The organism is Tepidimonas sp. HKU78, assembly GCF_049860815.1.
In the GTDB taxonomy this organism is placed as follows: Bacteria; Pseudomonadota; Gammaproteobacteria; order Burkholderiales; family Burkholderiaceae_C; genus Tepidimonas.
This window is the reverse complement of the sequence record NZ_CP187547.1, coordinates 2,616,539-2,640,557: the sequence shown is the minus strand read 5'-3', so window position 1 is coordinate 2,640,557 and position 24,019 is coordinate 2,616,539. Positions and strand designations below refer to the sequence as shown.

Here is a 24,019-nt window from a genome sequence, read left to right as displayed (position 1 = left end):
CGTTCAACGGCCGAGTTTGAGCAGATCGCCGTCCTGGCCGATGGCCAGCAAGCCCGCCTGCGTGTAGATGCTCAGTTTGTCGCGCGTGTCGCTGATGTCCAGGTTGCGCAGCGTCAGTTGTCCGATGCGATCGCGCGGGCTGAACACCGAGGCGCCTTTTTCCATCGTCAGGCGCTCTGGGTGGTAGGTCAGGTTGGGGCTTTCGGTGTTCAGGATCGAGTAATCGTTGCCGCGGCGCAGCTCCAGCGTCACCTCGCCCGTGATGGCGCGTGCCACCCAGCGCTGGGCTGCCTCGCGCAGCATGATGGCCTGCGGGTCGAACCAACGGCCCTGATAGAGCAGCCGGCCCAGCTTGCGGCCGTTGTCGCGGTACTGCTCGATGGTGTCTTCGTTGTGAATCCCTGTGACCAGGCGCTCGTAGGCAATGAACAGCAACGCCATGCCCGGGGCTTCATAGATGCCACGGCTCTTGGCCTCGATGATGCGGTTTTCGATCTGGTCGCTCATGCCCAGGCCGTGGCGACCGCCAATCCGGTTGGCCTCCAGGAACAGCTCGACCAAGTCCGGGTATTCGCGGCCGTTGAGTGCCACCGGTCGCCCTTCCTCGAAGCGCACGGTGACTTCTTCGGGCGCGATGGCGCAGTCTTCGCGCCAGAAGGGCACGCCCATGATCGGGTTGACGATACGGATACTGGCGTCGAGGTGTTCGAGGTCTTTGGCCTCGTGCGTGGCGCCCAGCATGTTGCTGTCGGTGCTGTAGGCTTTCTCCACCGACATCTTGTAGTCGAAGCCGTGGCGGATCAGAAACTCCGACATTTCTTTGCGCCCGCCCAACTCGTCGATGAAGGTCTGGTCCAGCCAGGGCTTGTAGATCTGCAACTGCGGGTTGGTCAGCAGGCCGTAGCGGTAAAAGCGCTCGATGTCGTTGCCCTTGAAGGTACTGCCGTCGCCCCAGATGTGGACGTCGTCTTCCTTCATCGCCGCCACCAGCATGGTGCCGGTGACCGCGCGCCCGATCGGGGTGGTGTTGAAGTAGGTCAGCCCCGCGGTGCTGATGTGAAACGCCCCGCACTGCAGGGCGGCCAGCCCTTCAGCGGCCAGTTGGGCTCGGCAGTCCACCAGCCGGGCCTTTTCCGCGCCGTAGGCCAGCGCGCGCTGCGGGATGGCGTCGTAGTCGGGCTCATCGGGCTGGCCCAGGTTGGCGGTGTAGGCGTAGGGGATGGCACCCTTTTGGCGCATCCACAGCAGCGCGGCGCTCGTGTCGAGGCCGCCGGAAAACGCGATGCCGACCTTCTGGCCGACGGGCAGGCTTTGCAGGATGGTGGACATGAGAGTGGACGACAGGCAGGGTCAGAGGCAGGGACGATCGCAGGAACGATCTCAGCGGAAATGGCAGATGTAGTGGTAGGGCTCACCGTCGACGCGAATCTGGAACTGAGCCTGGCCCGGCACGGCGAAGCGCTCTCCGGGCCCGTAGCGCCGCCACGCGGTCTCGCCCGGCAGCAGGACTTCGCAGTGGCCGGCCACGCCTTCCATGATTTCCGGGGCGCCCGTGCCGAAGGTCAGGGTCGAGGGCAGGATGACCCCGACCGATTTGCGCGTGCCGTCGGCCAGCGTGACGGTGTGGCTGACGCACTTGCCGTCGAAATAGACATTGGCGCGCGTGGTCACGGCGGCGCCGTCGAGGGTGTCGGTGATGGCGTTCATAACCGCCCGATTGTAGGCGTTGCCGCCAGCCATGAGCGGCGGGTCAGCGGGGCAGGGGCCAGCCGTCGGGATCGAAACCGACCGTGATGCGCTCGCTGCCCCACTCGACCACGGGGCGGCGGATGACGCTGGGCCGCGCCAGCATCAGCGCGCGGGCGCTGGCCGCGTCGACCACGGCGGCGCGGGTGGCCTCGTCGAGCTGGCGCCATGTGGTGCCGCGGCGGTTGAGCAGCGCTTCCCAGCCCAGTGCCGCCAGCCACGCGTCCAGGCGGGCCACCGGGAGCCCGTCTTTTTTGAAGTCGTGAAATCGATAAGCGATCCCACGCTCGTCGAGCCACGCCCGGGCCTTTTTGACTGTCGTGCAGTTGGGGATGCCATACATCTCGATCATGGCGCCGATCCTACCGCAGCGTCAGCCGGTGTTGCGCAGGCCCGCGGCGATGCCGTTGATCGACAGGTGGATGCCACGTTTGACCTTTTCGTCCTGTCGGCCGGCTCGGTAGCGGCGGATGAGTTCCACCTGCAGATGGTGCAGCGGGTCGATATACGGAAAGCGGTGCTCGATCGAGCGCGCCAGCGCGGGGTTGGTGGCCAGCCGCTGTTCGTGCCCAGTGATGGTTCGCAGCGCGGCGTGCGTGCGGTGCCATTCGGCTTCGATGGCACTAAAGACGCGCCGGCGCAGCCGGGCGTCGGGCACCAGCTCGGCATAGAGGGCACCCAGCGCCAGATCGCTCTTGGCCAGCACCATGTCGATGTTGCTCAGCAGCGTGGCAAAGAAGGGCCAGCGCGCGTGCATCTCGCGCAGCAGCGCGTGCGCAGCGTCGCACCCTAGGTCGGCCTCGAGTGCGGCCACACCGCTGCCGAAGCCGTACCAGCCCGGCAGCGTCAGCCGACATTGTCCCCAGCTAAAAACCCAAGGGATGGCGCGCAGGTCTTCGATGCGCTGGGTGGCTTTGCGCGATGCGGGGCGCGAGCCGATGTGGAGCTCGGCGATTTCGCGAATCGGCGTGGCGTGGAAGAAATAGTCGGCAAACCCCGGGGTTTCGTACACCAGCGCCCGGTAGGCGGCGCGGCTGGCCTGCGACAGCGCTTGCGCGGCCCGCAGGAAGCGCGCCGGCACCGGCCGACGCGGTGGCAGCAGCGTGGCCTCCAGCGTGGCGGCCACCAACGTCTCGAGGTTGCGCCGCCCAATGTCGGGGTTGGCGTATTTGGAGCCGATCACCTCGCCTTGTTCGGTGAGCCGGATTTGCCCGCGCACCGTACCGGCGGGCTGCGCCAGGATGGCCTCGTAACTGGGGCCGCCGCCGCGCCCCACCGTGCCACCGCGGCCGTGGAACAGGCGCAGCCGCAGCGGCCAACCGTGTTCGGCCGACAGCCGGTCGAACAGCCCCGCTAGCGCCACCTCGGCCTGGTAGAGCGACCAGTTGCTGGTAAAGATCCCGCCATCCTTGTTGCTGTCGGAGTAGCCGAGCATGATCTCTTGCTCGCCGTACTCCAGTGGACCGCCGGCGTGGACCAGCGCGGCCACGCCGGGCAGCGCGACGTATTCCGCCATGATGCGCGGTGCTTGCTCCAGGTCTTCGATGGTCTCGAACAGGGGCACGACGATCAGCTCGGCGCGCGCGTCCTCGCCCCACTGGCCGTGCAGCAGGCCGGCTTCTTTTTGCAGCACCAGCACCTCGAGCAGGTCGCTCACCGCTTCGGTGTGGCTGATGATGGCATGGCGGATGGCGGCTGCGCCGTAGCGGCGGCGCGCCTCCCGTGCGGCGCGGAAGATGGCCAGCTCGCGCTCGGTGACGGCGCTGTAGGCGGCGTCGGGGATTTGCAGCGGGCGCGGGTCGGCCAGCACCTGCAGCAGCAGGCGCTGCTTGCCCCCCTCATCCAGGGTGGAATAGTCCGGCGCGATGCGCGCGCGCGCCAGCAGCTCGGCCACAGCCACCTCATGCTGGTCGGAGCTCTGCCGCAGGTCCAGCGTGGCCAGGTGAAAACCAAACACCTCCACGGCACGGATCAAGGGTTTGAGGCGCGGCTCGATCAAGGCCGCGCAGCCCTGCTCGATGAGCGCGGCCTCGATGACGCGCAGGTCGGCCAAAAAGGCCGCTGCATCGGGATACGGGTTTTGCGGCGCGACCGCATGGCGCGCCGCCACCCCGCCGCTGAGCGCCGTCAGTGTGGCTGCCAGCCGGGCGTACAGGCCGATCAGGGCGCGTCGGTACGGCTCGTCACGCCGGTGCTCGTTGGTGTCGGGCGACGCCTCGGCCAGGGCTTGTAGCGCTGCGGGTGCGGGCAGCAGCATGGCCGACAGGGACAGCTCCGCGCCCAGTGCGTGCACTTCGCGCAGGTAGTGGCGCAGGATGACGTCCGACTGGCGCTGCAACGCCAGCCACAGCGTGTCGGCGTTGACGTGGGGGTTGCCGTCTCGGTCGCCGCCGATCCAGTGGCCCAGGCGCAAAAACGGTGCCACCGGTGTGCCGCCAAGCGCGGTCTCGATATCACCGTACAGGCGCGGCACCTCTGGGATGAAGGTGCGTTCGTGGTAGGCCAGCGCGTTGTTGATCTCGTCGGCCACCGTCAGCTTGGTAAAACGCAGCAGCCGCGTGTGCCACAGTTGCGTGATGCGCGCGCGTAGCAGCGCTTCGTTGGCGGCCAGCTCGCGCTCGCTGACGCGGTCTCCGTGGCGGCTGCCAGCGGCAAGGGCGCGTGCGCGGATCGCGTCGCGCTGCGCCAGCAGGCGGGCGATGTCGCCTTCCGCCTCGCGGATGCTGGCACGCTGCACTTCGGTCGGATGCGCGGTCAGCACCGGTGACACCAGGCCCTGGCGCAGCGTCTCGGCGATGGTGTCGCCCCCGATGGCCGCGCGGCGCAGTCGCTGCCACGTGTGGTCCAGACTGCCGGGCTGGATGTGCCCAGCGCGCTCGTGCACCTCGCGTCGGCGGATGTGGTGCCGGTCTTCGGCCAGGTTGGCCAGGTGACTGAAATAGGTGAAGGCGCGAATCACGCTGACCGCTTGTGCGTCGCTCAGGGCGTGCAGCAGGCGCTTGAGTTCACGGTCGGCGCGTGTGTCGGCATGGCGCCGAAACGCCACCGACAGCTGCCGGATGCGCTCGATGAGCGCGAAGGTGTCCTCGCCTTCATGCTCGCGGATGACGTCACCGAGCAGTCGGCCCAACAGGCGAATGTCGTCGATCAACGGTTGGTCTTTGGCGGGCGGAGAGTCGGCGTGGCGGGCCATGTCCGTTCGGTGGTGAAGAGTTGGTACGGTGGCAAGCGCCATTTTGCCGTGTCGGGAACCGCCGCATCGCGGCGCTGCGTTGCACAATGTGGTTTTTACCGCAGCGATCGGTCATGACGGCACCATCCGACCCCCACTTCCCACCCTCGTCCGAGGCGGCCACGCTCGCCGACTGGCTGGCCCACCTGGAGCGGCTGCATGGCCAGCGCATCGCGCTGGGCCTAGAGCGCGTGCAGACCGTGGCGCGCCGGCTCGGGGCCGCGGTGCAGCCGCGCTGTCCCGTCATCACGGTGGCCGGCACCAACGGCAAGGGTTCGACCTGCGCCATGCTGGAGGCCATCTACCGTGCCGCCGGCTACCGCACCGCGCTCTACACGTCGCCGCATCTCGTGCATTTTGCCGAGCGCGCGCGGCTCGGTGGGGTGCCGATGGCGGATGCCGATTTGGTGCCGTCGTTTGCCGCCGTGGAGGCGGCGCGGTCGGCGGGCGAGCCGGTCGTGCTGAGCTACTTCGAGTTCACCACGCTGGCGCTCGTGCACGCGTTGCTGGCCCGCGATCCGGACGTGTTGATCCTGGAGGTCGGCATGGGTGGGCGGCTCGACGCCGTCAACGTCTGGGACGCCGACTGCGCCGTCATCACCAGCGTCGATCTGGATCACATGGAATACCTGGGGCCCAACCGCGAGGCGATCGGTGTCGAAAAAGCGGGCATTCTGCGCACGGGGCGCCCCGCGGTGGTGTCCGACCCCGCGCCGCCGCGCAGCGTGGTCGAGCGCGCGCTCGAAGTCGGTGCGGACCTGTGGCTGGCCGGGCGCGATTTTCGCCAGGGCGGGGACCGGCAGCAATGGAATTGGCAGGGCAGGGCGCGCCGCTATGCGGGGCTGGCCTATCCTGCGCTGCGCGGGGTGAACCAGTTGGTCAATGCGTCGGGCGTGCTGGCGGTGCTGGAGGCGCTGCATGCACGCCTGCCGGTGGCGGCACAGGCGGTACGGCAGGGGCTGGCCAGCGTGGAGTGGCCCGGGCGTTTTCAGATCGTGCCGGGACAGCCGGTGCTGGTGCTGGACGTGGCGCACAACCCGCACGCGGCGGCGGCCTTGGCCGAAAACCTGGACGCCATGGGTTTTTATCCCCAGACGCTGGCGGTGTTTGGCGCCATGGCCGACAAGGACGTGCGGCCCATGCTCGAGCGGCTCGACGCCCTCATCGACGCCTGGCATTTTTGCGATCTGCCCACGACGCGGGCTGCGCGGGCGACCGACTTGGCTGCGCTGTGGCATGCCACGACGCGGCGCCGCGATGCCGTCGCCCACATCCACCCCGACCCGCAGGCGGCGCTGCAGGCCGCGCTGGCGACGGCGGACCCCGCGGGTAGAATCGTGGTATTCGGGTCCTTCTACACGGTGGGCGGCGTGTTTCAGCACGGGTTGCCGCGCCTGGGCGCGAAGCACCTGCAGCCCTGACGCGCTCGCACTCGGTTCCCACCATCACCGCCTCTGACGCATGTTTGCACACCGTTCCGGCTCCCACGTATCGTCCCCTTCCGCGGGCGGGGGCGCGGCGGCGCCGTTGTCGGTCGAGGCCCTGCGCCGCCGCGCGCGGCAACGCCTCATCGGAGCCACCATTTTGGTGCTGGCAGCGGTGATCGGGCTGCCCTGGCTGCTCGAATCGCAGCCGCGGCCAGTGCCGGTGGACATCGCCATCGAGATTCCGTCCCGTCACGCGGCGCCGCTGCTGCCGCCTCCGGCGCCGCGTGTCGAGGCGGCACCACCTCCCGCGGCGGCCGAGGCGCCGCCCCCCGCACCTGTAGCATCCACACCCCCCGCCGAGCGGGTCGAACGCCCGGCCCCGGTCGCCGACCATGCACCCGCCTCGCCGCCGGCGGCACCTTCCCCGGCTGCTGCGGCGCCGGCGCGTCCGCAGGCGGATGCCGCTGCCAAGGTCCGCGTCGTGGTGCAGGTGGGTGCGTTCGCCGACCCGGCACGCGCCCAAGAGGTGCGCCAGCGCCTGGAGCGCGCGGGCCTCAAGACGTACATCCACGTGGCCGAAACCCCCGAGGGCAAACGCATCCGGGTGCGGGTCGGCCCCTTCGACAGCCGCGCCGAGGCCGAAAAAGCGGCCGAAAAGGTCAAGGGTCTGGGTCTGCCGGCGGCGGTGTTGACGCTTTGAGTCATGGCTGCCGTCGATGTCATGTTGTTGACGGTGCTGGCGGCCTCGGTCGGGCTGGGGCTGTGGCGTGGGTTGCTGTACGAGGTCTTGTCGGTACTTGCGTGGCTGGCCGCCTTCGTGGTTGCGCATCGCTGGGCGCTGGAGGCAGCGGCGTGGCTGCCTGTTTCAGACTGGGGCGAGCCGCTGCGGTACGCGGCGGGCTTCGCGGTGCTGTTCGTGCTCACCGCTTTTGCCGGAGGGGCACTGGCAACGCTCGCCCGGCAGGGCGCGCAGGCGGTGGGGCTGCGGCCGGTGGACCGGGCGCTCGGGGGGCTGTTTGGCGTGTTGCGCGGGGCAGTGCTGTTGTTGGCGGCCGCGTTGCTGGTGTGGCAGACGCCCTGGGCTGACGCTGCTGCCTGGCGCGAGGCGCAGGGGCCGCGCTGGCTAGAGCGTGCGCTGGGCGTGCTCAAGCCGCTCGTGCCCGATCCGGTGGCGGTCTATTTTCCGTAGAGCGAGGACGAAAATCCATGTGTGGCATCGTTGGGGTGGTCAGCACCCAGCCGGTCAATCAGCTCATCTACGATGCGTTGCTGCTGTTGCAGCACCGCGGGCAGGATGCCGCTGGCATCGTGACCCAGTTGGGGCACAAATTTTTCATGCACAAGGCCAAAGGCATGGTGCGCGATGTCTTTCGCACGCGCAACATGCGGGCGTTGCCCGGCACCAGTGGTCTGGGGCAGGTGCGCTATCCCACGGCCGGCAATGCCGCCAGCGAGGAGGAGGCCCAGCCGTTCTACGTCAACGCCCCCTTTGGCCTGGTGCTCGCGCACAACGGCAACCTGACCAATGCCCACGTCCTCAAGGAAGAGTTGGCGCGGGTCGATCACCGCCACATCAACACGGAGAGCGACTCCGAGGTGCTGCTCAACGTGCTGGCGCATGAGCTGGAGCGCGCCACGCGCGGGGTGCCGCTGCAGGTCGATGACGTGTTTGCGGCCGTGGCCGCCGTGCACCGGCGCGTGCGTGGCTCGTACGCCGTGGTGGCGCTCATCGCCGGGCATGGGATGCTGGCGTTTCGCGATCCGCACGGCATTCGCCCGTTGTGCCTGGGGCGGGGGGCGGATGGCACGGTCATGGTCGCCAGCGAATCGGTCGCACTCGAAGGCACCGGGCATCGCTTCGAGCGCGACGTGGCACCGGGCGAGGCGGTCTTCATCGGCCTGGATGGGCAGATCGTGGCGCGCCAGTGCGCGGACGCGCCGTCGCATCACCCGTGCATCTTCGAATTCGTCTATCTGGCACGCCCCGACTCGGTCATCGATGGCATCTCGGTCTACCAGGCGCGGCTGAACATGGGCGAGGCGCTGGCCACGCGCGTCATCTCCACCGTGCCGCCGACGGACATCGACGTCGTCATCCCCATCCCCGAGTCCAGCCGCCCGGCGGCGATGGAAGTGGCGCGCCTCATCGGGCGCCCGTACCGCGAAGGGTTCGTCAAAAACCGCTACGTCGGACGCACCTTCATCATGCCCGGGCAGGCGGTGCGCAAGAAGTCGGTGCGGCAAAAGCTCAACGTGATTGCCAGCGAGTTCGCGGGCCGCAACGTGCTGTTGGTGGACGACTCGATCGTGCGCGGCACCACCAGCCGCGAGATCGTACAGATGGCGCGCGAGGCGGGGGCGCATCGCGTCTTTCTGGCCAGTGCCGCACCGCCCGTGCGTTACCCCAACGTCTATGGCATCGACATTCCCACCCAGCAGGAGCTGGTGGCCCATGGCCGCACCGTCGAGGAAATCCGCCAGATCATTGGCTGCGACGCCCTGATCTACCAGGACGTGGACGCGATGAAGCGCGCAGTGGCGGCGCTCAATCCCGCGCTGCGCGGGTTCGAGGCGTCGTGTTTCGACGGCGTGTACATCACGGGTGACGTCACCCTGGAGTCGGTGGCCGCCATGAACGCCCCGCGCCAGTGTGCCCGCGACGCCACGGATGAGGACGCCGAGACCTCGCGGCTGGCGCTGCCCAACGCGCAGGAGGGATGAGCATGGACCACCCACCCCCGGGACCCGCGAAGGACGCCGCGCCAGCCCCCGCGTGGCATCCCGAAACGGCGGCGGTGCGGGTGGCGTCGCCGCGCACCCCGTATGGCGAAAACAGCGAGGCGCTGTTTTTGACCAGTGGCTTCGTGCAGCCCAGCGCCGAGGCCGCGGCCGCCCGTTTTGCCGGGGACGAGGAGGGCTACACCTACGCCCGCTACGGCAACCCCACCACGGCGAGCTTCGAGCAGCGGCTGGCGGCGCTGGAAGGCACCGAGGCCGCCATCGCCACGTCCTCCGGCATGGCGGCCATCCTCATGCTGTGCCTGGGACTGCTCAAGGCGGGTGACCACGTGGTGTGCTCGCAGTCGATGTTCGGGGCCACGATCAAATTGATCGGCACGGACTTGGCGAAATTCGGGGTGCACAGCACGTTCGTGCCACAAACCGACCTGGACGCCTGGCGCGCCGCGCTGCGCCCGCAGACCCGGCTGCTGCTGGCCGAGACACCCACCAACCCGCTGACCGAGGTGTGCGACATCGCGGCACTGGCCGACATCGCGCATCGCGCTGGGGCGCTGCTGGCGGTGGACAACTGCTTTGCCACCCCCGCGCTGCAGCGCCCCGCGGCGCTGGGCGCCGACATCGTCGTGCACTCCGGCACCAAATACCTCGACGGGCAGGGCCGCGTCATGGCCGGTGCCTTGTGCGCCCGCGCGGCGCTGGTACAGGAGGCGTTTTTACCGGTCCTGCGCAGTGCCGGCATGACGCTGGCGCCCTTCAATGCCTGGGTCGTGCTCAAGGGGCTGGAGACGCTGCACCTGCGCATGCAGGCCCAAAGCGCCACCGCGCTGCGCCTGGCGCAGTGGCTGCAGGCCCATCCGGCCGTGGCGCGCGTGCACTATCCCGGGCTGCCCTCCCACCCGCAGCACGCGCTGGCCTTGCGGCAGCAGTCCGGCTGCGGCGGGGCCATCGTCGCCTTCGAGGTGCACGCCGCCAGCCCCGAGCAGGGCCGGGCGCGCGCCTTCGCCGTGCTCGACGCGCTGCAGACCCTGTCGTTGTCGACCAACCTCGGCGACACGAAAACCCTCTGTTCCCATCCCGCAAGCACCTCGCACGGGCGCCTGTCCGAGGCGCAGCGCCAGGCCGCGGGCATCTCGCAGGCGCTCATTCGCGTCTCCGTGGGGCTGGAACATGTCGACGACATCGTGACCGACCTCGCGCGTGGCCTCGACGCGCTGGCCTGACCCGTTCATCATGACCACCCGTATCCGTACCCGTTTTGCCCCATCGCCCACCGGCTTTATTCACCTGGGCAACATCCGCTCGGCGCTCTACCCGTGGGCCTTCGCCCGTGCCCACGGCGGCGACTTCATCCTGCGCATCGAAGACACCGACCAGGAGCGCTCCACGCAGGCGGCGGTGGACGTCATCCTGGAGGCGATGGCGTGGCTGGGCCTGACCCCGGACGAAGGCCCGTACTACCAGATGCAGCGCATGGCGCGCTACCGCGAGGTCATCGCGCAGATGCTACAGGCCGGGCTGGCCTACCACTGCTACATGACGCCCGAGGAGCTGGAGGCGCTGCGCGAGCGCCAGATGGCGGCCAAGCTCAAGCCCCGCTACGATGGCACCTGGCGCCCGGAGCCGGGCAAGACCCTGCCGCCCGTGCCCTCCGGAGTGTTGCCGGTCATTCGCTTCAAAAATCCCACCACGGGCAGTGTGGTTTGGGACGACAAGGTCAAAGGCCGCATCGAGATTCGCAACGACGAGCTCGACGACCTGGTGATCGCGCGCCAGGCCCCGCTGGGCGAGATCGGCACGCCCACCTACAACTTTTGCGTGGTGGTCGACGATATCGACATGCGCATCACGCACGTCATCCGCGGCGACGACCACGTCAACAACACCCCGCGCCAGATCAACATCATCCGCGCGTTAGGGTACGAGCCGCCGGTGTACGCGCATCTGCCCACCGTGCTCAACGAGCAGGGCGAGAAAATGAGCAAGCGCCACGGCGCCAAGCCCGTGACCTGGTACCGCGACGCTGGCTTTTTGCCCGACGCCATGATCAACTACCTGGCGCGCCTGGGCTGGAGCCACGGCGACGACGAGATCTTCACGCGCGAACAGTTTTTGCAATGGTTCGACCTCGACCACCTGGGCCGCAGCGCCGCGCAGTTCGACGAGGCCAAGCTGCGCTGGGTCAACGCCCAGCACATGAAGATGACCGCCAACGATCGGCTCGCCCCGTTGGTGGCGCAACAACTGGCGCGCCGGGGCTTGACCGCCGATGAGCGCCTGCCGGCCATCTGTGGCCTGTTCAAAGACCGCTGTGATACCACGGTGGCCTTGGCGGACTGGGCGCAGCCCTACTACGCGGCACCCACGCCGCGCGCCGAGGACCTGGCCCAGCACGTCACCGACGCGGTGCGCCCGGCGCTGGCAGAGCTGCGCCAGCGCTTGAACGATGCGCCGTGGGATGCGGCCGGCATCGGCGCGGCGATCAAGGCGACGCTCGCCGCGCATGGTCTGAAGATGCCGCAACTGGCCATGCCGGTGCGCGTGCTCGTGATGGGCACACCCCAAACCCCGTCGCTCGACGCCGTGCTGGCGCTGCACCGGCGCGAGGACGTGCTGGCGCGGCTGGCGGTCTGACCGGGTTGGGCGGCACGTGCGTGCTTTTTGTGCTGGGTGCCAGAAAGCGGTCAAATTTGTGTCTATAATTCTGGTCTCGACAGCGCACGACACTCGATGCCAATTCGCAACAAGTGGCGTGCAAAAATCGAGACCCGTGGGGGTATAGCTCAGCTGGGAGAGCGCTTGCATGGCATGCAAGAGGTCAGCGGTTCGATCCCGCTTACCTCCACCACGAATACAGACCCTATCGTCTAGAGGCCTAGGACATCACCCTTTCACGGTGAGTACCGGGGTTCGAATCCCCGTAGGGTCGCCAAGCTTGTTTTTGCTGGAGCGGTAGTTCAGTTGGTCAGAATACCGGCCTGTCACGCCGGGGGTCGCGGGTTCGAGCCCCGTCCGCTCCGCCAACAACATCGATGCGCCACGCCGGACCCGAACGGGAGGGCGTGGTTTTTCATTTGGGGCCGTGTGTTTTACCCGTCGACGACACCGGTGCGTTCGACGTAGGCCACGAATTCCGTCCATGGCATAGGGCGTGCATAGTAAAAGCCTTGGACATCCAGCGGCGCGTGCGGCCGCAGGAATGCCAACTGCGTGGCCGTCTCCACGCCCTCGACGACGACGCGTGCATGCAGGGCCTCAGCAATTTCCAGCACCGCGGTCACGATGCGCTCGCTCGGCCCGCCCGTGCCGACGTGGTCGGTGAAGCGTTTGTCGACCTTGAGCTCGTCCACCGGCGTGCGCAGCAGATAGGCCAGACTCGAATACCCGGTGCCAAAGTCGTCCAGCGCGACCCAGCCACCGCCCTCGCGCACGCGCTGCAGCCAGCCCAGGCTCGACGGGCTGTCGGCCATCCAGACCGATTCGGTCACCTCGATCGTCAGATGGGGCAGCGCTGCGCGGTGCTCGTCGAGCCAGTCGTGCAGTGCCGGGTCGCCAAACTGCGACGCCGAAACATTGATCGCGAGTCGAAACCCGGTGCCCCAGCGCCGTCCGGCCTCGGTGGCCAGGCGAGCCCCCTCGCGCAGCGCCCAGGCGCCGATGCGGCGGATCTGACCGCTGGCCTCGGCGACGGGGACGAATTCTGCCGGTGACACGAAGCCGCGCTGCGGATCGCGCCAGCGCAGCAGCACCTCGGCCCCGCGCACACGCTCCTCGGGCAGGGCGATCACGGGTTGCAGGTGCAACTCGAACTCCCCTTGCGCCAGGGCACGCTCCAGCCCGGCTTTCAGCGCCGCGACGTGCCGCGCCCGGCTTTCCATCTGTGGCGAATAAAAACGCATGCGGTCGCGCCCGCCATTCTTGGCCGAGTACATCGCCGTGTCGGCCATGCGCAGCAGCTCGTCGACCGTTTCGCCGTCGCTGGGGTAGGCCGCGATGCCAATGCTCGCGCTCAAGCGCAGCGCATTGCCACGCGCGTGGAACGGCTGGCGCAGCGCGCTCAGCAGGGCGTCCGCGACGCGCTCGACGACTAGTGGCGACTCGGCCCCCTCGATCAGCGCCACGAACTCGTCACCGCCGAAGCGCGCCACGGTGTCGTTGGTGCGCATGGCGCGCCGGATGCGCCCTGCCGCCTCGATGAGCACCTCGTCACCCAGATCGTGGCCATGGATGTCGTTGACCTCCTTGAAACCGTCGAGATCCAGAAACAGCACGTAAACCGGACGCGATTCGCGTTGCGCGCGCAGCAGAGCCTGTCCAGCCGGTCACGGTACAGGTTGCGGTTGGGCAGGCCCGTGAGCGCGTCGAAGTTGGCTTGGCGAAAGATCGTTTGCTCGCGTGCCTTGGCTTCTTCGATGTTTTCCAGTAACACGACCACCAAGTCGCCCGGTGGTTGGGGGTGGCGGGCCAGCGACAGGTATTGACGCGTCCAGCGCAACGAGCCGTCGCGGCCCTGGAGCCGCTGCTCCAGCGCCATGGGTGTGTGCCCGGCCAGCAACGCCTGCCATTGCTGCTGGATGGCGTCGCGGTCGTCGGGATGGATCCAGTCCAGCCAGCGGGACCCGCGCAGCAGGGTGTCGTCGGCTGCCAGGCGGATGGCCAGGGCACGGTTGCATTCGGCGATCGTTCCTTGGGGGTCGCAGACGACGACGCCGATACTGGGGTTGTCCCAAACCGCCTGCAGGCGTGCTCGCGCCTCGTGTTCGCGGGCCTCCAGCGCCACCATGTCGGTCACGTCGAGCAGCGACGCCGCCACCAGGCGTGGCCCCGCCGGGTCGAGGCTGACACGCGACGCCCGCTCTTGTACGTGCCGCCACTGCCCGTCGGGGGTGCGCAGCCGGTAGCGCTGTGTCCACTCGTTCTTGCGTTCGTCGTGCCAGCAGGCCAGCACGCGCCCCTGGTCGGCGGGGTCGATGGCCTCGATCAGGCTCGCCAGATTGTCCGCAGGCGCCAGTGGCGCGGGCAGCCACTCCAGGAGCCGGTGCGACGCGTACACCAAGCGCCCGCGGCCGGGGTCGTGCAGCAGCACGGCCTCATGCAGGGCGTCGGTCAGGGCGCTCAGGCGCGCTTGCAGCTCCAGCCGGGCTTGTTCGGCGTGGCGCAGCGCCGTCAGGTCGGTCAGGGCGATCACGTAGCCCGTGCGCTCGTCGTGCGTGTGCCAGGGCGTGGCCTGTAGCCACAGCCGCGACTGTGGCAGCTCCAGGCCACCGTGCCAGGGGCCCGGTCGTGCCTGCATGACGTGGGCGACCAGCTCCGGCGGCCAGGCGAAGCGCCGCTCGTCGAATTGCCAGGACATTCCCAGTTGCGACTCGCGCAGGCCCAGCAGATCCGCGGCGGCCTGGTTGAAGCGCAGCAGGCGGCGCTCGTGGTCCAGCACCAGCAAGGCGGTGCCGGCACTCTCTTGCACCGCGTGCAGCAACTCGTTGAGTTGCTGCTGTTCGCGCAGCGAGCGGTCGAGTTCTTCATTGAGTGTGCGCAGCTCCTCATTGGAGGCTTCAGCTCCTCGTTCGACGCCTCCAGTTCCTCGTTGGCGGCTTCCAACTCTTCAGTGGTGATGCTGAGGGCCTCGTTGAGTTGCTGCAACTGACGCTGGCTATGCTCCAGGGCATCGACCAGCGACTCGAGCCGCTCTTGCTGCAGGCGCTGGGCTTCGTTCGGGCCCAGCGTTGCCACCGCGGCGTTGCCGTCGTCGCTGCGCAGGGGCTGAAACTGACGATCAGATAGCTGGCGCCGCCCACCTGCAGGTGCGTGCCTTCGAGCACACGTGCCGGCTGTTCCGGCAAGGGCGGCAGGGGGATGCGCAGCGACGCCTCCTGCCCTTCGAGCAGGCGGTGCTGCGCGAGCATGACGTCGCGCCGCCACGCGGCAGGCACCAGGTTGGCAAGGGTCAGCTCGATCGTCGGGCCCGCTGGCCAGTGCATCAGTGCGTCCATGGTGCCGACCACGTGCAGTGGGTGCCCGTCACGGTCGGTCAGCACCGTGGGGGGCGCGTGGCGCTGCACCAGATGCTGCAGCAGCCGTTCACGCAAATCGCCTTCAAGCCGATCGACGGGGCGCAGTTGCGGCAGCACCGTGCGCCCGCTGGCCTCGGGCGCGCGGCTGGCGGCCCGGCGCGCCCGCGCCGGTGGCGACGGCGGCGCGGTGCCGCCGTCGCCCCGTTTGCGCCACACGTGTTCCTGGATCGAGACCGACGCAAACAGCGAGCGCGTCGCTGCCGTCAGTGCCTCGGAGCGGCCCAGCATCAGCAGGCCGTCGGGCAGCAGCGCGTGGTGGAGGCGCCGCAGCACCTCGTCCTTGGCGGCGCCCTTCAGATAGATCAGGACGTTGCGGCACGCCACCAGATCCATGCGCAAAAAGGGCAGGTCTTGCAGCACGTCGTGACGGGCAAAGAGGCAGTGACGGCGCAGTTCTTGGTTGACCCGCAGCGTGTGGCCGATGCGGCTGAAGTGGCGCTCACGCCACGCCGCGGGCAGGTGCTGGGCACTGGCCTCGTCGAAAACGCCGCTGCGGGCTTGGTCCAGCGCGGCGGCGTTCACGTCGGTTCCCAGCACCATCCAGTCCAGCGTCAGATCGAGCTCGCGCAGCAGCTCGTCGGTGAGCATGGCCAGGCCATAGACCTCTTCGCCGCTGGAGCACCCCACGGACCACAAGCGCAACTGGGTGGCGCCGGCAGCAGCGCGCTGGCGGATGTATTCGCGCCAGGCCACGCGCAGGGCTGCGAATGCCGACGGGTTGCGCAGCCACTCGGTGACACCGATCGTGACCGATTGCTGCAACGCCTCCAGCAGCTGGGGGTCGCGCTCCAGTGCGTCGAGCAGCTGGGCCAGCGTCGTCAGGCCCTGTTGGCGCATCACGCGCTCGATCTGGCGGCGCAACGTGGCGTCCTGGTACTGGCGCAAGTCCAGCCCCGTCCCGTCGCTCAGCCGCGCCAGCAGCACACCAAAGGCTTCCTTCTCGCTGCCGAGGGTGGCGTCGGTGGGGGGCGGCGTGCGCGGGCGTGCCGCTTGGCGCGCCGCCAGCAGCCGACCCAGGCGGCGACCCAGCGCCACCGCGGTGTCCACGTGGTCTGCCAGGCCCCTCTCGACCACGGTTTGCGGCATCGAGGCAAACGGTGCCTCGGTCGGCGATTCGGCCCACACCGCGCCGCCCATCTCGCGCACCACGCGCGCGCCCACCGCGCCGTCTTGCCCGGTGCCCGACAGCACGATGGCCACCACCCGTGGGCCAAGCGTGCGCGCCGCGCTGGCCAGCAGCCGATCCAGCGACGGTGCCGGCCCCTGACCGTTGGTGCTGGGCAACAGCCGAACCTGATGTTCGGTATCGATCTCGGCGTGGTGGCCTGGTGGCACCACGCCGATCGTGCCGCCGCGCAATGCCGCGCCATCGGTGAGTGTCTCCACCGGCAGGCTGCTGACCGATTGCAACAGGCGCACGAGCGCCGTGGGCTGCGCGGCCGCGATGTGCTGTGCGACGATGCACGTCAGCCGCGGATCCGCGGGCAGCGCCGCCACCAGTTCACGCAGCGGCTCCAAACCCCCGGCCGAGGCACCGAGGACGGCCACGATCTGCGGAAGTGCGCGTGAGGGGCGGATCAAAAAATCTCTCCTCTGTCGTTTTCGACGACGATCCCATCAGCAACGAAAACAAAATGAACTTTATTGTAGATCCCGCATACACTTGCCGGATGCTGTTTTTGGGGATCGAATCGTCGTGTGACGAGACCGGTGTCGCGCTGGTGCAAGCCCAGGCGAGCGGGGTGCCGCGTCTGTTGGGGGCTGCGCTACACAGCCAAGTGGCCATGCACCGCGATTACGGCGGCGTGGTGCCCGAGCTGGCCAGCCGGGACCACATCCGACGCGTACTGCCGCTGACCGAGGCGGCGCTCGCACAAGCCGCGGTGCCGCTGCAGGCCATCGACGCCGTGGCCTACACGCGCGGCCCGGGGTTGGCGGGTGCGCTGTTGGTAGGCGCGGGCGTGGCGGTCGCGATGGCGATGGCGCTGGGGGTGCCGGCGCTGCCCGTGCACCACTTGGAGGGGCATTTGCTGTCGCCGTTTCTGAGCGCGGATCCCCCCGAGTTTCCGTTCGTGGCGCTGTTGGTGTCTGGGGGCCACACGCAGCTGATGCGCGTGGACGGGGTAGGGCGCTACCACCTGCTGGGCGAGACGATCGACGATGCCGCGGGCGAGGCCTTCGACAAGTCGGCCAAGGTGCTGGGTTTGGGCTACCCGGGCGGGCCGGCGCTGTCGGCGTTGGCGCGAGAAGGGGATCCCAACGCTTTTGCTCTGCCGCGGCCGCTGCTGCACAGTGGGGATTTGGATTTTTCGTTTGCCGGGCTCAAGACGGCGGTGCTGACCCAGGCGCGCAAGCTGGGGCCTGCGCTCGACGCGCGCAAGGCCGACTTGGCCGCAGCCACTGAAGCGGCGATCGTCGATGTGCTGGTGCACAAGTCGGTGGCGGCATTGCGTGTCACGGGGCTGCAGCGCTTGGTGGTGGCCGGTGGCGTCGGGGCCAACCAACGCCTGCGCCAGCGGCTGGGCGAGGTGGCCGCGCGTCACGGCTGGCGGCTGCACTATCCCGAGGTCGCCCTGTGCACCGACAACGGCGCGATGATCGCGCTGGCCGCCGCGATGCGTTGGCAGGCGGGTCTGGCGCCGCTGGCCCCGGCCGACGGGGCGTTCGACGTCGCCCCGCGCTGGCCGCTGGAGGCGGTGACAGTGGTCGGTACGGACCACTGATGGCGCGGCGGCCGGGCATCATGGCGGGCGGGGTTTTTCTCACCCGCTCGTAATTATGAATTATCATTGCGATTTGCCGCTACAATCCCGCCTGCGTTCCGCGGCCGCCCGAGCTGAGAGTGGGTGGGCGGCCGCGGCGGGTGAATGACCATCATCGAGGACAGACGGACATGCAACAGGAAACAAGGTGGGATCGGCGCCGGTGGATCATGAGCACGGGGGCTGCGCTGCTGACGGGTTGGGCGGGCGCGGTCGCGGCGCAGGGCGTTGCCACGCACGCGGCGGCCCCGGTGCGCCTCGCCCTCATCGAGACGCTGTCGGGCCCGATGGGCAACGCCGGCGAGGCGGTGTTTCGCAATCTGGTGTGGGGGGCCGAGCGCGTCAATGCCCGTGGCGGCGTCGAGGTGGCGCCAGGTGTGCGCCGGCCACTGCAAATCGTGCGCTACGACAGCAAGGGCCAGCCGCAGGAGGCGCTGTCGGCATTGCAATCGGCGCTGGACGATGGCATCACGCTCGTGGCGCAAGGCAACTCGTCGGCGGTGGCAGCGGCGCTGATCGAGGCGATCAACCGCCACAACGAGCGCGAACCCCAGCGCCAGGCGCTGTTCCTGAACTACTCGGCCGTCGATCCGGTCCTGACCAACGAGCGCTGCAGTTTCTGGCATTTCCGCTTCGACGCCCACGCGGACATGCGCATGGCAGCGCTCATGAGCGTGCTCAAGGACGATGCCAGCGTGCGCAGCGTCTACCTGATCGGGCAGGACTACAGCTTCGGCCAAGCCGTGCTGCGCGAGGCCAAGCGCCAGCTCGCCCTGCAACGCCCGGACGTGCGCATCGTCGGCGAGGAGCTGCACCCGATGGCGCGCATCAAGGACTTCATCCCCTATGTCACCAAGATCAAGGCCAGTGGGGCGCAGGCCGTCATCACCGGCAACTGGGGCAACGACCTGACGCTGCTGGTGCGTGCGGCGCGCGATCTGGGGTATGAGGGCAAGTTCTACACCTTCTACGGCAACGCGCTCGGCGCGCCGGCGGCCATCGGCGACGCCGGCATCGGCAAGGTGATCGCCGTGGCCGACTGGTTCCCCAACGCGCCGGGTGCGGAGTCGCGCCGGTTTTACGAGTCGTTCCGCGAGCGCTTTCCCAACCCGGCGGACGACTATGTGCACCTGCGTATGCAGCTCATGATCGAGGCGCTGGCGCAAGCCATCGAGCGCGCGGCCCGGGTGTCGGGCGCTGTGGGGACGGCACAGCCCGCGGCGCTGCCCGTGGCGCGCGCGCTGGAGCAGGCCGACGTCACGCTCGCGGGGCAGCGGCTGCGCATGCGCGCCGACGACCACCAAGCCCAGCAGCCACTGATGGTGGCCATCATGGACCGGCAAGGCGCGCCGGGCGTGCCGTTCGACGTGGAGGGGTCAGGCTACGGGTTTCGCGTGCTCAAGCGGCTGGAGGCCGACGCCGCCGAGCAGCCCCACACCTGCCGCATGGTGCGGCCGTAGGCGCGCGGTGTCAGTACGTTCTTGCCGCTTGCCGTTGCTCGGCTTGTGCCCCTGAGGTCGGGCACGGCGTGGTGTCGATGGCCGTCATCGATAAACCTCCTTGCGGTTGCCGATGCGCACCACCAGCACGCGCAAAGCGCCGTCTTCGATACTGGCAATGATCCGGTAGTCGCCGACGCGGTACTTCCAGAACGCGCCCAGCTTGGAGCCTTTGAGCGCTTCGCCGATGCTGCGTGGGTCATCGAGTGCCGCAACGCGCTCCCGTAAAAACGCCGTGATGCGCTTCGCCTGCGTCTTGTCCAGATCGGCCAAGTCGCGCTTGGCCTTGTCGTCGATCTCAATCCGCCAAGCCAAGGTCGCGCTCCACTTCTTCTAAGGTGTGGGTACGGCTGCGGCCAGCGCGCAGGTCGATCAGTCGCTGCTCGGCGAGGTACAGGTCTTCTAGATCGTCCAGGTGCTCTAGGATGGCCTCGCGGGCGTAGAACGTCTTGGTGCGCCCGGTAGCCTTCGCTAGCGCGTCGAGGCGAGCTTCCACCTCAGGGGGGAGTCGGATGGCAAGCATGTGGGTACTCCTGATCTGGAATGCTATATCAGTATAGCGTCGCCATTCGAGTGATGGGCAACGCGGCCCGTCACGGGCGGTGCCCTGGCAGTGCCGTCCCTGCGCAAGTGAGACGGTCCCCACCGCAGGGGACATCTCGACTTGGTAAGAATGGGGACATTTCTACTTTGGGTTGACACACGCCCCACGGCGGGCTCGCGCCGGTTATAATCCTACGCTGCTCTGCCTTCGTGGTGGGGCAAACTCACGCCTGCTGCGGCAAAACGTCCAGCGTCGACCCTCATCGTTGGCGGTATTGGGCGTCCACCTGCGGCGGGACGCATGTCCATTTTCTTTTCGACATCCCATGATCTCCTCTGACATCAAAGCCCAGGTCATCGCCGACAACGCCCGCGGCCCCAACGACACCGGTAGTCCCGAGGTGCAGGTGGCGCTGTTGACTGCCCGCATCAACGAGCTGACGCCGCACTTCAAGACGCATGCCAAGGATCACCATGGCCGCCGCGGTCTGCTCAAGTTGGTCAGCCGCCGTCGCAAGCTGCTCGACTACCTCAAGGCCAAGGACGCCGACCGCTACGTCGCGCTGATCCAGAAGCTGGGTCTGCGCAAGTAACCAGGCGCCACATCCCCGCCAACGGGTGGATGCCCATCCTGCACGGAAGCGCCCGGGGTCGGTCATCGGCCCGGGGCGCTTTTTGCGTTCGTCCGCCCGTTTTCCCTTCCTTTTTCAACGACCCGAGCGGCGCAGAGCGAAGCTGTGTCATTCCAACGCCGATGTGCTGATACGCAGCGGCGCTGGAATGGCATCGTGTTCTGGGCTGCGGGTCCCCCCTCCCAGGAGTTGCACATGAGCCTGTTCCAAAAGCACACCAAGACCTTCCAATGGGGCCGCCACACGGTCACGATGGAGACCGGCGAGATCGCTCGCCAGGCCACGGGCGCCGTCTTGCTCGACATGGAGGGCACCGTCGTGCTCGCCACCGTCGTCGCTCGCCCCGAGGCCAAGCCCGGTCAGGACTTCTTTCCGCTGACCGTGGATTACGTCGAGAAGGCGTATGCGGCCGGCAAGATCCCGGGCAGCTTCTTCAAGCGCGAAGGCCGTCCCAGCGAATACGAGACGCTGACCAGCCGACTGATCGACCGGCCCATCCGTCCGCTGTTTCCCGACGGCTTCTTCAACGAAGTGCAGATCGTCGTGCACACCTTGTCGCTCAACCCGGAGGTGGATGCCGACATCCCCGCGATGATTGCGTCGAGCGCGGCGCTGGCCATCAGCGGTATCCCGTTCAACGGCCCGATCGGCGCTGCCCGTGTCGGCTACGTCAACGGCGAGTATGTGCTCAACCCGGGGCCGACCGAGAAAGCCAACTCGCGCCTGGACTTGGTCGTGGCCGGTACCGAATCGGCGGTGCTGATGGTCGAGTCCGAGGCGGACCAGCTCACCGAAGAGGTGATGCTGGGCGCGGTGGTGTTCGGGCACGAGCAGGGCAAGATCGCCATCGAGGCGATCAACGATTTGGTGCGCGTCGCCGGCAAACCCGTCTGGAACTGGCAGCCGCCGGCGCGCGACGAAGCGCTGATCGCCAAGGTCACCGAGTTGGGCGAGGAGCGCTTGCGCGCGGCCTACCAGATCCGCAACAAGCAGGCCCGCACCCAGGCCTGCCGCGAGGCCTACGCCGCCGTCAAGGCAGGCCTGACCGAACAGGGTGTGGCCTTCGACGAGGTCAAGGTCGACGGGTTGCTGTTCGAGATCGAGTCGCGCATCGTGCGCCAGCAGATCCTGGCTGGCGAGCCGCGCATCGACGGGCGCGACACCCGCACCGTGCGTCCGATCGAGATTCGCACCGGCGTGCTGCCGCGCACGCACGGCTCGGCGCTGTTCACGCGTGGCGAAACGCAGGCATTGGTCATTGCCACCCTGGGCACCGAGCGCGATGCGCAGATCATCGACGCGCTGTCGGGCGAATACCAGGACCGCTTCATGCTGCACTACAACATGCCGCCGTTCGCCACCGGCGAGACCGGCCGCGTGGGCGCACCGAAGCGCCGTGAGATTGGCCACGGCCGTCTGGCCAAGCGCGCGCTGGTCGCCTGCCTGCCCAGCAAGGACGAGTTTCCCTACACCATCCGCGTGGTGTCCGAGGTGACGGAGTCCAACGGCTCGTCGTCCATGGCCACCGTCTGTGGCGGCTGCCTGGCGCTGATGGACGCGGGGGTGCCGATGAAGGCGCACGTGGCCGGTATCGCCATGGGCCTGATCAAAGAAGGCAACAAGTTCGCGGTCCTGACCGACATTCTGGGTGACGAAGACCACTTGGGCGACATGGACTTCAAGGTCGCGGGCACCACGCAAGGCGTGACCGCGTTGCAGATGGACATCAAGATCCAGGGCATCACCAAGGAAATCATGCAGGTGGCGCTGGCCCAGGCCAAGGAAGCGCGTCTGCACATCCTGGCCAAGATGCAGGCGGCGATCGGTGGTGCGCGTGAGGAGATTTCGGCCTACGCGCCGCGCCTGTACACCATGAAGATCAACCCGGAGAAAATCCGAGACGTGATCGGCAAGGGCGGCGCGACCATCCGCGCGCTGACCGAGGAGACCGGCACCACGATCGACATCGCCGAGGACGGCACCATCACCATCGCCTCCACCGACGCCGACCGTGCCGCCGAGGCGCGCCGCCGCATCGAGGAGATCACCGCCGAGGTCGAGGTGGGTCAGGTCTACGAGGGTCCGGTGACCAAGATCCTGGACTTCGGTGCCCTGGTCAACATCCTGCCGGGCAAGGATGGGCTGCTGCACATCAGCCAGATCGCCAACCAGCGGGTCGAGAAGGTCAGCGATTTCTTGCAAGAAGGCCAGATCGTCAAGGTCAAGGTGCTCGAGACCGACGACAAGGGCCGCATCAAGCTGTCGATGAAGGCGCTGCTCGACCGCGGCGAGGCCAGCGTGCAACAGCAGCAACAGCAACAGTGAGCGCTGCGCGTTCGTCCGGAGCCTTGTCATGGCCGCGCTGATGCAGGCGATCGAAATCACCGCCTTCGGCGGACCCGAGGTGCTGCGCCTGACGCAACGCCCCCGGCCCGAGCCGGGTGAGGGCGAGGTGCTCATTCGCGTCAGCGCCTCGGGCGTCAACCGGCCCGACGTGCTGCAGCGGCGCGGGCATTACGCCCCCCCGCCCGGCGTCTCCGATCTGCCGGGTTTGGAGGTGGCCGGGGTCATCGAAAGCGGTGACGTCGAGGCCATGGAAGCCGCCGGGCTGCGCATCGGCCAACGGGTGTGCGCGCTGGTTGCGGGGGGCGGCTACGCCGAGTATTGCGTTGCGCCGGTGGGGCAGTGCCTGCCGGTGCCGCGCGGCTGGAGCGACGTCGAGGCCGCCGGGATACCCGAGACGTTCTTTACCGTCTGGAGCAATGTCTTCGACCGCGGCCGGCTACAAGCGGGTGAGACGCTACTGGTGCAGGGTGGGGCGAGCGGCATTGGCGTGACCGCCATTCAAATGGCGCGTGCCATGGGCGCGCGGGTGCTGGTGACCGTGGGCTCGGCCGACAAGGCCGAGGCCTGTGTGCGCCTCGGTGCGGACCACGCCATCGTTTACCGCCAGCAGGATTTCGTGGCCGAAGTGGCGCGCCTGACGGGTGGTCGAGGCGTGGACGTGATTCTGGACATGGTGGCCGGCCCCTACGTGGCGCGCGAGATCGACTGCCTGGCCGAGGATGGCCGCTTGGTCATCATCGCGGTGCAGGGGGGTGTCGAGGCGGCGTTCGACGCCGGCAAGCTGCTGCGCCGACGCCTGACCATCACGGGCTCGACCCTGCGGCCGCGTCCAGTGGCCTTTAAGGCGGCGATCGCGCGCGAGTTGCGCCAGCGCATTTGGCCGCTCATCGAACGCGGCGCCATCCGGCCCGTCGTGTACCGGGTCTTCCCGGCGGCACAGGCGGCGCAGGCGCACGCGCTCATGGAGAGCAACCAACACATCGGCAAGATCGTGCTCGACTGGAGTGGCGCGGCGGCCTGAT

Annotated in this window: 19 protein-coding genes, 3 tRNA genes and 1 pseudogene; 14 read left to right on the top strand and 9 right to left on the bottom strand. The window is 68.3% G+C overall.

The window, feature by feature from the left end; translation table 11 throughout:
• Nucleotides 1–3 precede the first annotated feature (3 nt).
• From argG to ppc, 4 genes are read right to left on the bottom strand one after another with little or no spacing between them, the layout of a single operon-like run.
• The gene (gene argG / locus ACPYIS_RS12990) at nt 4–1,329 is read right to left on the bottom strand and encodes an argininosuccinate synthase (RefSeq protein WP_424858953.1); all 1,326 of its coding nucleotides are present in this window, start codon (nt 1,327–1,329) and stop codon (nt 4–6) included.
• Nucleotides 1,330–1,380: 51 nt separating this feature from the next.
• Entirely contained in the window at nt 1,381–1,707 is a 327-nt protein-coding gene (locus ACPYIS_RS12985; protein WP_424858954.1) for a pyrimidine/purine nucleoside phosphorylase, read from the bottom strand.
• Between the two features lie 43 nt (nt 1,708–1,750).
• Nucleotides 1,751–2,098 carry an ArsC family reductase gene (locus ACPYIS_RS12980; RefSeq protein ID WP_424858955.1) on the bottom strand — a complete coding sequence of 116 codons (348 nt, stop codon included), beginning with the start codon at nt 2,096–2,098 and terminating at the stop codon, nt 1,751–1,753.
• A 21-nt stretch (nt 2,099–2,119) separates the two neighbouring features.
• Entirely contained in the window at nt 2,120–4,939 is a 2,820-nt protein-coding gene (gene ppc / locus ACPYIS_RS12975) for a phosphoenolpyruvate carboxylase (protein WP_424858956.1), read from the bottom strand.
• Nucleotides 4,940–5,052: 113 nt separating this feature from the next.
• Here ppc and folC point away from each other — a divergent pair, with 113 nt between their 5' ends.
• The 9 genes from folC to ACPYIS_RS12930 all read left to right on the top strand — a co-directional run bounded on the left by folC (nt 5,053) and on the right by ACPYIS_RS12930 (nt 12,167).
• Nucleotides 5,053–6,399, top strand: a complete 1,347-nt coding sequence (folC, locus tag ACPYIS_RS12970; RefSeq protein WP_424858957.1) for a bifunctional tetrahydrofolate synthase/dihydrofolate synthase — start codon at nt 5,053–5,055, stop codon at nt 6,397–6,399.
• Between the two features lie 40 nt (nt 6,400–6,439).
• Complete coding sequence (locus ACPYIS_RS12965; RefSeq protein WP_424858958.1) at nt 6,440–7,105, top strand: SPOR domain-containing protein; 666 nt, start codon at nt 6,440–6,442, stop codon at nt 7,103–7,105.
• 3 nt (nt 7,106–7,108) lie between these two features.
• Nucleotides 7,109–7,594, top strand: a complete 486-nt coding sequence (locus ACPYIS_RS12960; protein WP_424858959.1) for a CvpA family protein — start codon at nt 7,109–7,111, stop codon at nt 7,592–7,594.
• A 17-nt stretch (nt 7,595–7,611) separates the two neighbouring features.
• Nucleotides 7,612–9,126 (top strand): amidophosphoribosyltransferase, encoded by a 1,515-nt coding sequence (purF, locus tag ACPYIS_RS12955; protein ID WP_424858960.1) that lies wholly within the window; start codon nt 7,612–7,614, stop codon nt 9,124–9,126.
• A gap of 2 nt (nt 9,127–9,128) precedes the next feature.
• Nucleotides 9,129–10,367, top strand: coding sequence for an O-succinylhomoserine sulfhydrylase (locus tag ACPYIS_RS12950; RefSeq protein ID WP_299019575.1), 1,239 nt, complete (start codon nt 9,129–9,131; stop codon nt 10,365–10,367).
• Between the two features lie 10 nt (nt 10,368–10,377).
• Nucleotides 10,378–11,778 carry a glutamate--tRNA ligase gene (gltX, locus tag ACPYIS_RS12945; RefSeq protein ID WP_424858961.1) on the top strand — a complete coding sequence of 467 codons (1,401 nt, stop codon included), beginning with the start codon at nt 10,378–10,380 and terminating at the stop codon, nt 11,776–11,778.
• 138 nt (nt 11,779–11,916) lie between these two features.
• Nucleotides 11,917–11,992 (top strand) — tRNA-Ala (locus tag ACPYIS_RS12940).
• Between the two features lie 8 nt (nt 11,993–12,000).
• A tRNA-Glu gene (locus ACPYIS_RS12935) sits at nt 12,001–12,076 on the top strand.
• A gap of 14 nt (nt 12,077–12,090) precedes the next feature.
• Nucleotides 12,091–12,167 (top strand) — tRNA-Asp (locus ACPYIS_RS12930).
• 66 nt (nt 12,168–12,233) lie between these two features.
• On the opposite strand, the gene ACPYIS_RS12925 is transcribed toward ACPYIS_RS12930, so the two are convergent.
• The 3 genes and pseudogenes from ACPYIS_RS12925 to ACPYIS_RS12915 all read right to left on the bottom strand — a co-directional run bounded on the left by ACPYIS_RS12925 (nt 12,234) and on the right by ACPYIS_RS12915 (nt 16,796).
• Nucleotides 12,234–13,415: a putative bifunctional diguanylate cyclase/phosphodiesterase gene (locus tag ACPYIS_RS12925; protein ID WP_424894540.1), complete on the bottom strand. Its 1,182-nt coding sequence runs from the start codon at nt 13,413–13,415 to the stop codon at nt 12,234–12,236.
• 128 nt (nt 13,416–13,543) lie between these two features.
• Nucleotides 13,544–14,620: pseudogene (locus tag ACPYIS_RS12920) on the bottom strand (PAS domain-containing protein); the annotation flags it as partial.
• A 76-nt stretch (nt 14,621–14,696) separates the two neighbouring features.
• Nucleotides 14,697–16,796 (bottom strand): CheR family methyltransferase, encoded by a 2,100-nt coding sequence (locus ACPYIS_RS12915; protein ID WP_424894541.1) that lies wholly within the window; start codon nt 16,794–16,796, stop codon nt 14,697–14,699.
• An 89-nt stretch (nt 16,797–16,885) separates the two neighbouring features.
• Between ACPYIS_RS12915 and tsaD the strand changes: the two genes are divergently transcribed.
• Together tsaD and ACPYIS_RS12905 are read left to right on the top strand one after the other, a co-directional pair.
• A complete protein-coding gene (gene tsaD, locus ACPYIS_RS12910; protein WP_424858963.1) occupies nt 16,886–17,938 on the top strand; it encodes a tRNA (adenosine(37)-N6)-threonylcarbamoyltransferase complex transferase subunit TsaD in 1,053 nt (350 codons plus the stop codon).
• Nucleotides 17,939–18,147: 209 nt separating this feature from the next.
• Nucleotides 18,148–19,437, top strand: a complete 1,290-nt coding sequence (locus ACPYIS_RS12905; RefSeq protein ID WP_424858964.1) for a branched-chain amino acid ABC transporter substrate-binding protein — start codon at nt 18,148–18,150, stop codon at nt 19,435–19,437.
• A gap of 84 nt (nt 19,438–19,521) precedes the next feature.
• Here ACPYIS_RS12905 and ACPYIS_RS12900 read toward each other — a convergent pair whose 3' ends face one another.
• Nucleotides 19,522–19,791, bottom strand: coding sequence for a type II toxin-antitoxin system RelE family toxin (locus ACPYIS_RS12900; RefSeq protein ID WP_299018826.1), 270 nt, complete (start codon nt 19,789–19,791; stop codon nt 19,522–19,524).
• Nucleotides 19,775–19,999, bottom strand: coding sequence for a type II toxin-antitoxin system RelB family antitoxin (gene relB, locus ACPYIS_RS12895; protein WP_299018829.1), 225 nt, complete (start codon nt 19,997–19,999; stop codon nt 19,775–19,777). The genes ACPYIS_RS12900 and relB overlap by 17 nt, the downstream gene beginning before the upstream one ends.
• 346 nt (nt 20,000–20,345) lie before the next feature.
• On the opposite strand from relB, the gene rpsO reads away from it, so the two are divergent.
• From rpsO to ACPYIS_RS12880, 3 genes are all read left to right on the top strand, one after another.
• The gene (rpsO, locus tag ACPYIS_RS12890; protein WP_299018831.1) at nt 20,346–20,612 is read left to right on the top strand and encodes a 30S ribosomal protein S15; all 267 of its coding nucleotides are present in this window, start codon (nt 20,346–20,348) and stop codon (nt 20,610–20,612) included.
• 234 nt (nt 20,613–20,846) lie between these two features.
• Nucleotides 20,847–22,976: a polyribonucleotide nucleotidyltransferase gene (gene pnp / locus ACPYIS_RS12885; RefSeq protein ID WP_424894542.1), complete on the top strand. Its 2,130-nt coding sequence runs from the start codon at nt 20,847–20,849 to the stop codon at nt 22,974–22,976.
• 28 nt (nt 22,977–23,004) lie between these two features.
• Nucleotides 23,005–24,018, top strand: a complete 1,014-nt coding sequence (locus ACPYIS_RS12880) for an NAD(P)H-quinone oxidoreductase (RefSeq protein ID WP_299019080.1) — start codon at nt 23,005–23,007, stop codon at nt 24,016–24,018.
• The last annotated feature ends 1 nt before the right edge of the window (nt 24,019 follow it).

Bases quoted from the DNA above. Each gene is read 5' to 3' on its own strand.
- argG (WP_424858953.1), bottom strand. From the start codon at position 1,329: ATGTCCACCATCCTGCAAAGCCTGCCCGTCGGCCAGAAGGTCGGCATC.
- ACPYIS_RS12985 (WP_424858954.1), bottom strand. From the start codon at position 1,707: ATGAACGCCATCACCGACACCCTCGACGGCGCCGCCGTGACCACGCGC.
- ACPYIS_RS12980 (WP_424858955.1), bottom strand. From the start codon at position 2,098: ATGATCGAGATGTATGGCATCCCCAACTGCACGACAGTCAAAAAGGCC.
- ppc (WP_424858956.1), bottom strand. From the start codon at position 4,939: ATGGCCCGCCACGCCGACTCTCCGCCCGCCAAAGACCAACCGTTGATC.
- folC (WP_424858957.1), top strand. From the start codon at position 5,053: ATGACGGCACCATCCGACCCCCACTTCCCACCCTCGTCCGAGGCGGCC.
- ACPYIS_RS12965 (WP_424858958.1), top strand. From the start codon at position 6,440: ATGTTTGCACACCGTTCCGGCTCCCACGTATCGTCCCCTTCCGCGGGC.
- ACPYIS_RS12960 (WP_424858959.1), top strand. From the start codon at position 7,109: ATGGCTGCCGTCGATGTCATGTTGTTGACGGTGCTGGCGGCCTCGGTC.
- purF (WP_424858960.1), top strand. From the start codon at position 7,612: ATGTGTGGCATCGTTGGGGTGGTCAGCACCCAGCCGGTCAATCAGCTC.
- ACPYIS_RS12950 (WP_299019575.1), top strand. From the start codon at position 9,129: ATGGACCACCCACCCCCGGGACCCGCGAAGGACGCCGCGCCAGCCCCC.
- gltX (WP_424858961.1), top strand. From the start codon at position 10,378: ATGACCACCCGTATCCGTACCCGTTTTGCCCCATCGCCCACCGGCTTT.
- tsaD (WP_424858963.1), top strand. From the start codon at position 16,886: ATGCTGTTTTTGGGGATCGAATCGTCGTGTGACGAGACCGGTGTCGCG.
- ACPYIS_RS12905 (WP_424858964.1), top strand. From the start codon at position 18,148: ATGAGCACGGGGGCTGCGCTGCTGACGGGTTGGGCGGGCGCGGTCGCG.
- relB (WP_299018829.1), bottom strand. From the start codon at position 19,999: ATGCTTGCCATCCGACTCCCCCCTGAGGTGGAAGCTCGCCTCGACGCG.
- rpsO (WP_299018831.1), top strand. From the start codon at position 20,346: ATGATCTCCTCTGACATCAAAGCCCAGGTCATCGCCGACAACGCCCGC.
- pnp (WP_424894542.1), top strand. From the start codon at position 20,847: ATGAGCCTGTTCCAAAAGCACACCAAGACCTTCCAATGGGGCCGCCAC.
- ACPYIS_RS12880 (WP_299019080.1), top strand. From the start codon at position 23,005: ATGGCCGCGCTGATGCAGGCGATCGAAATCACCGCCTTCGGCGGACCC.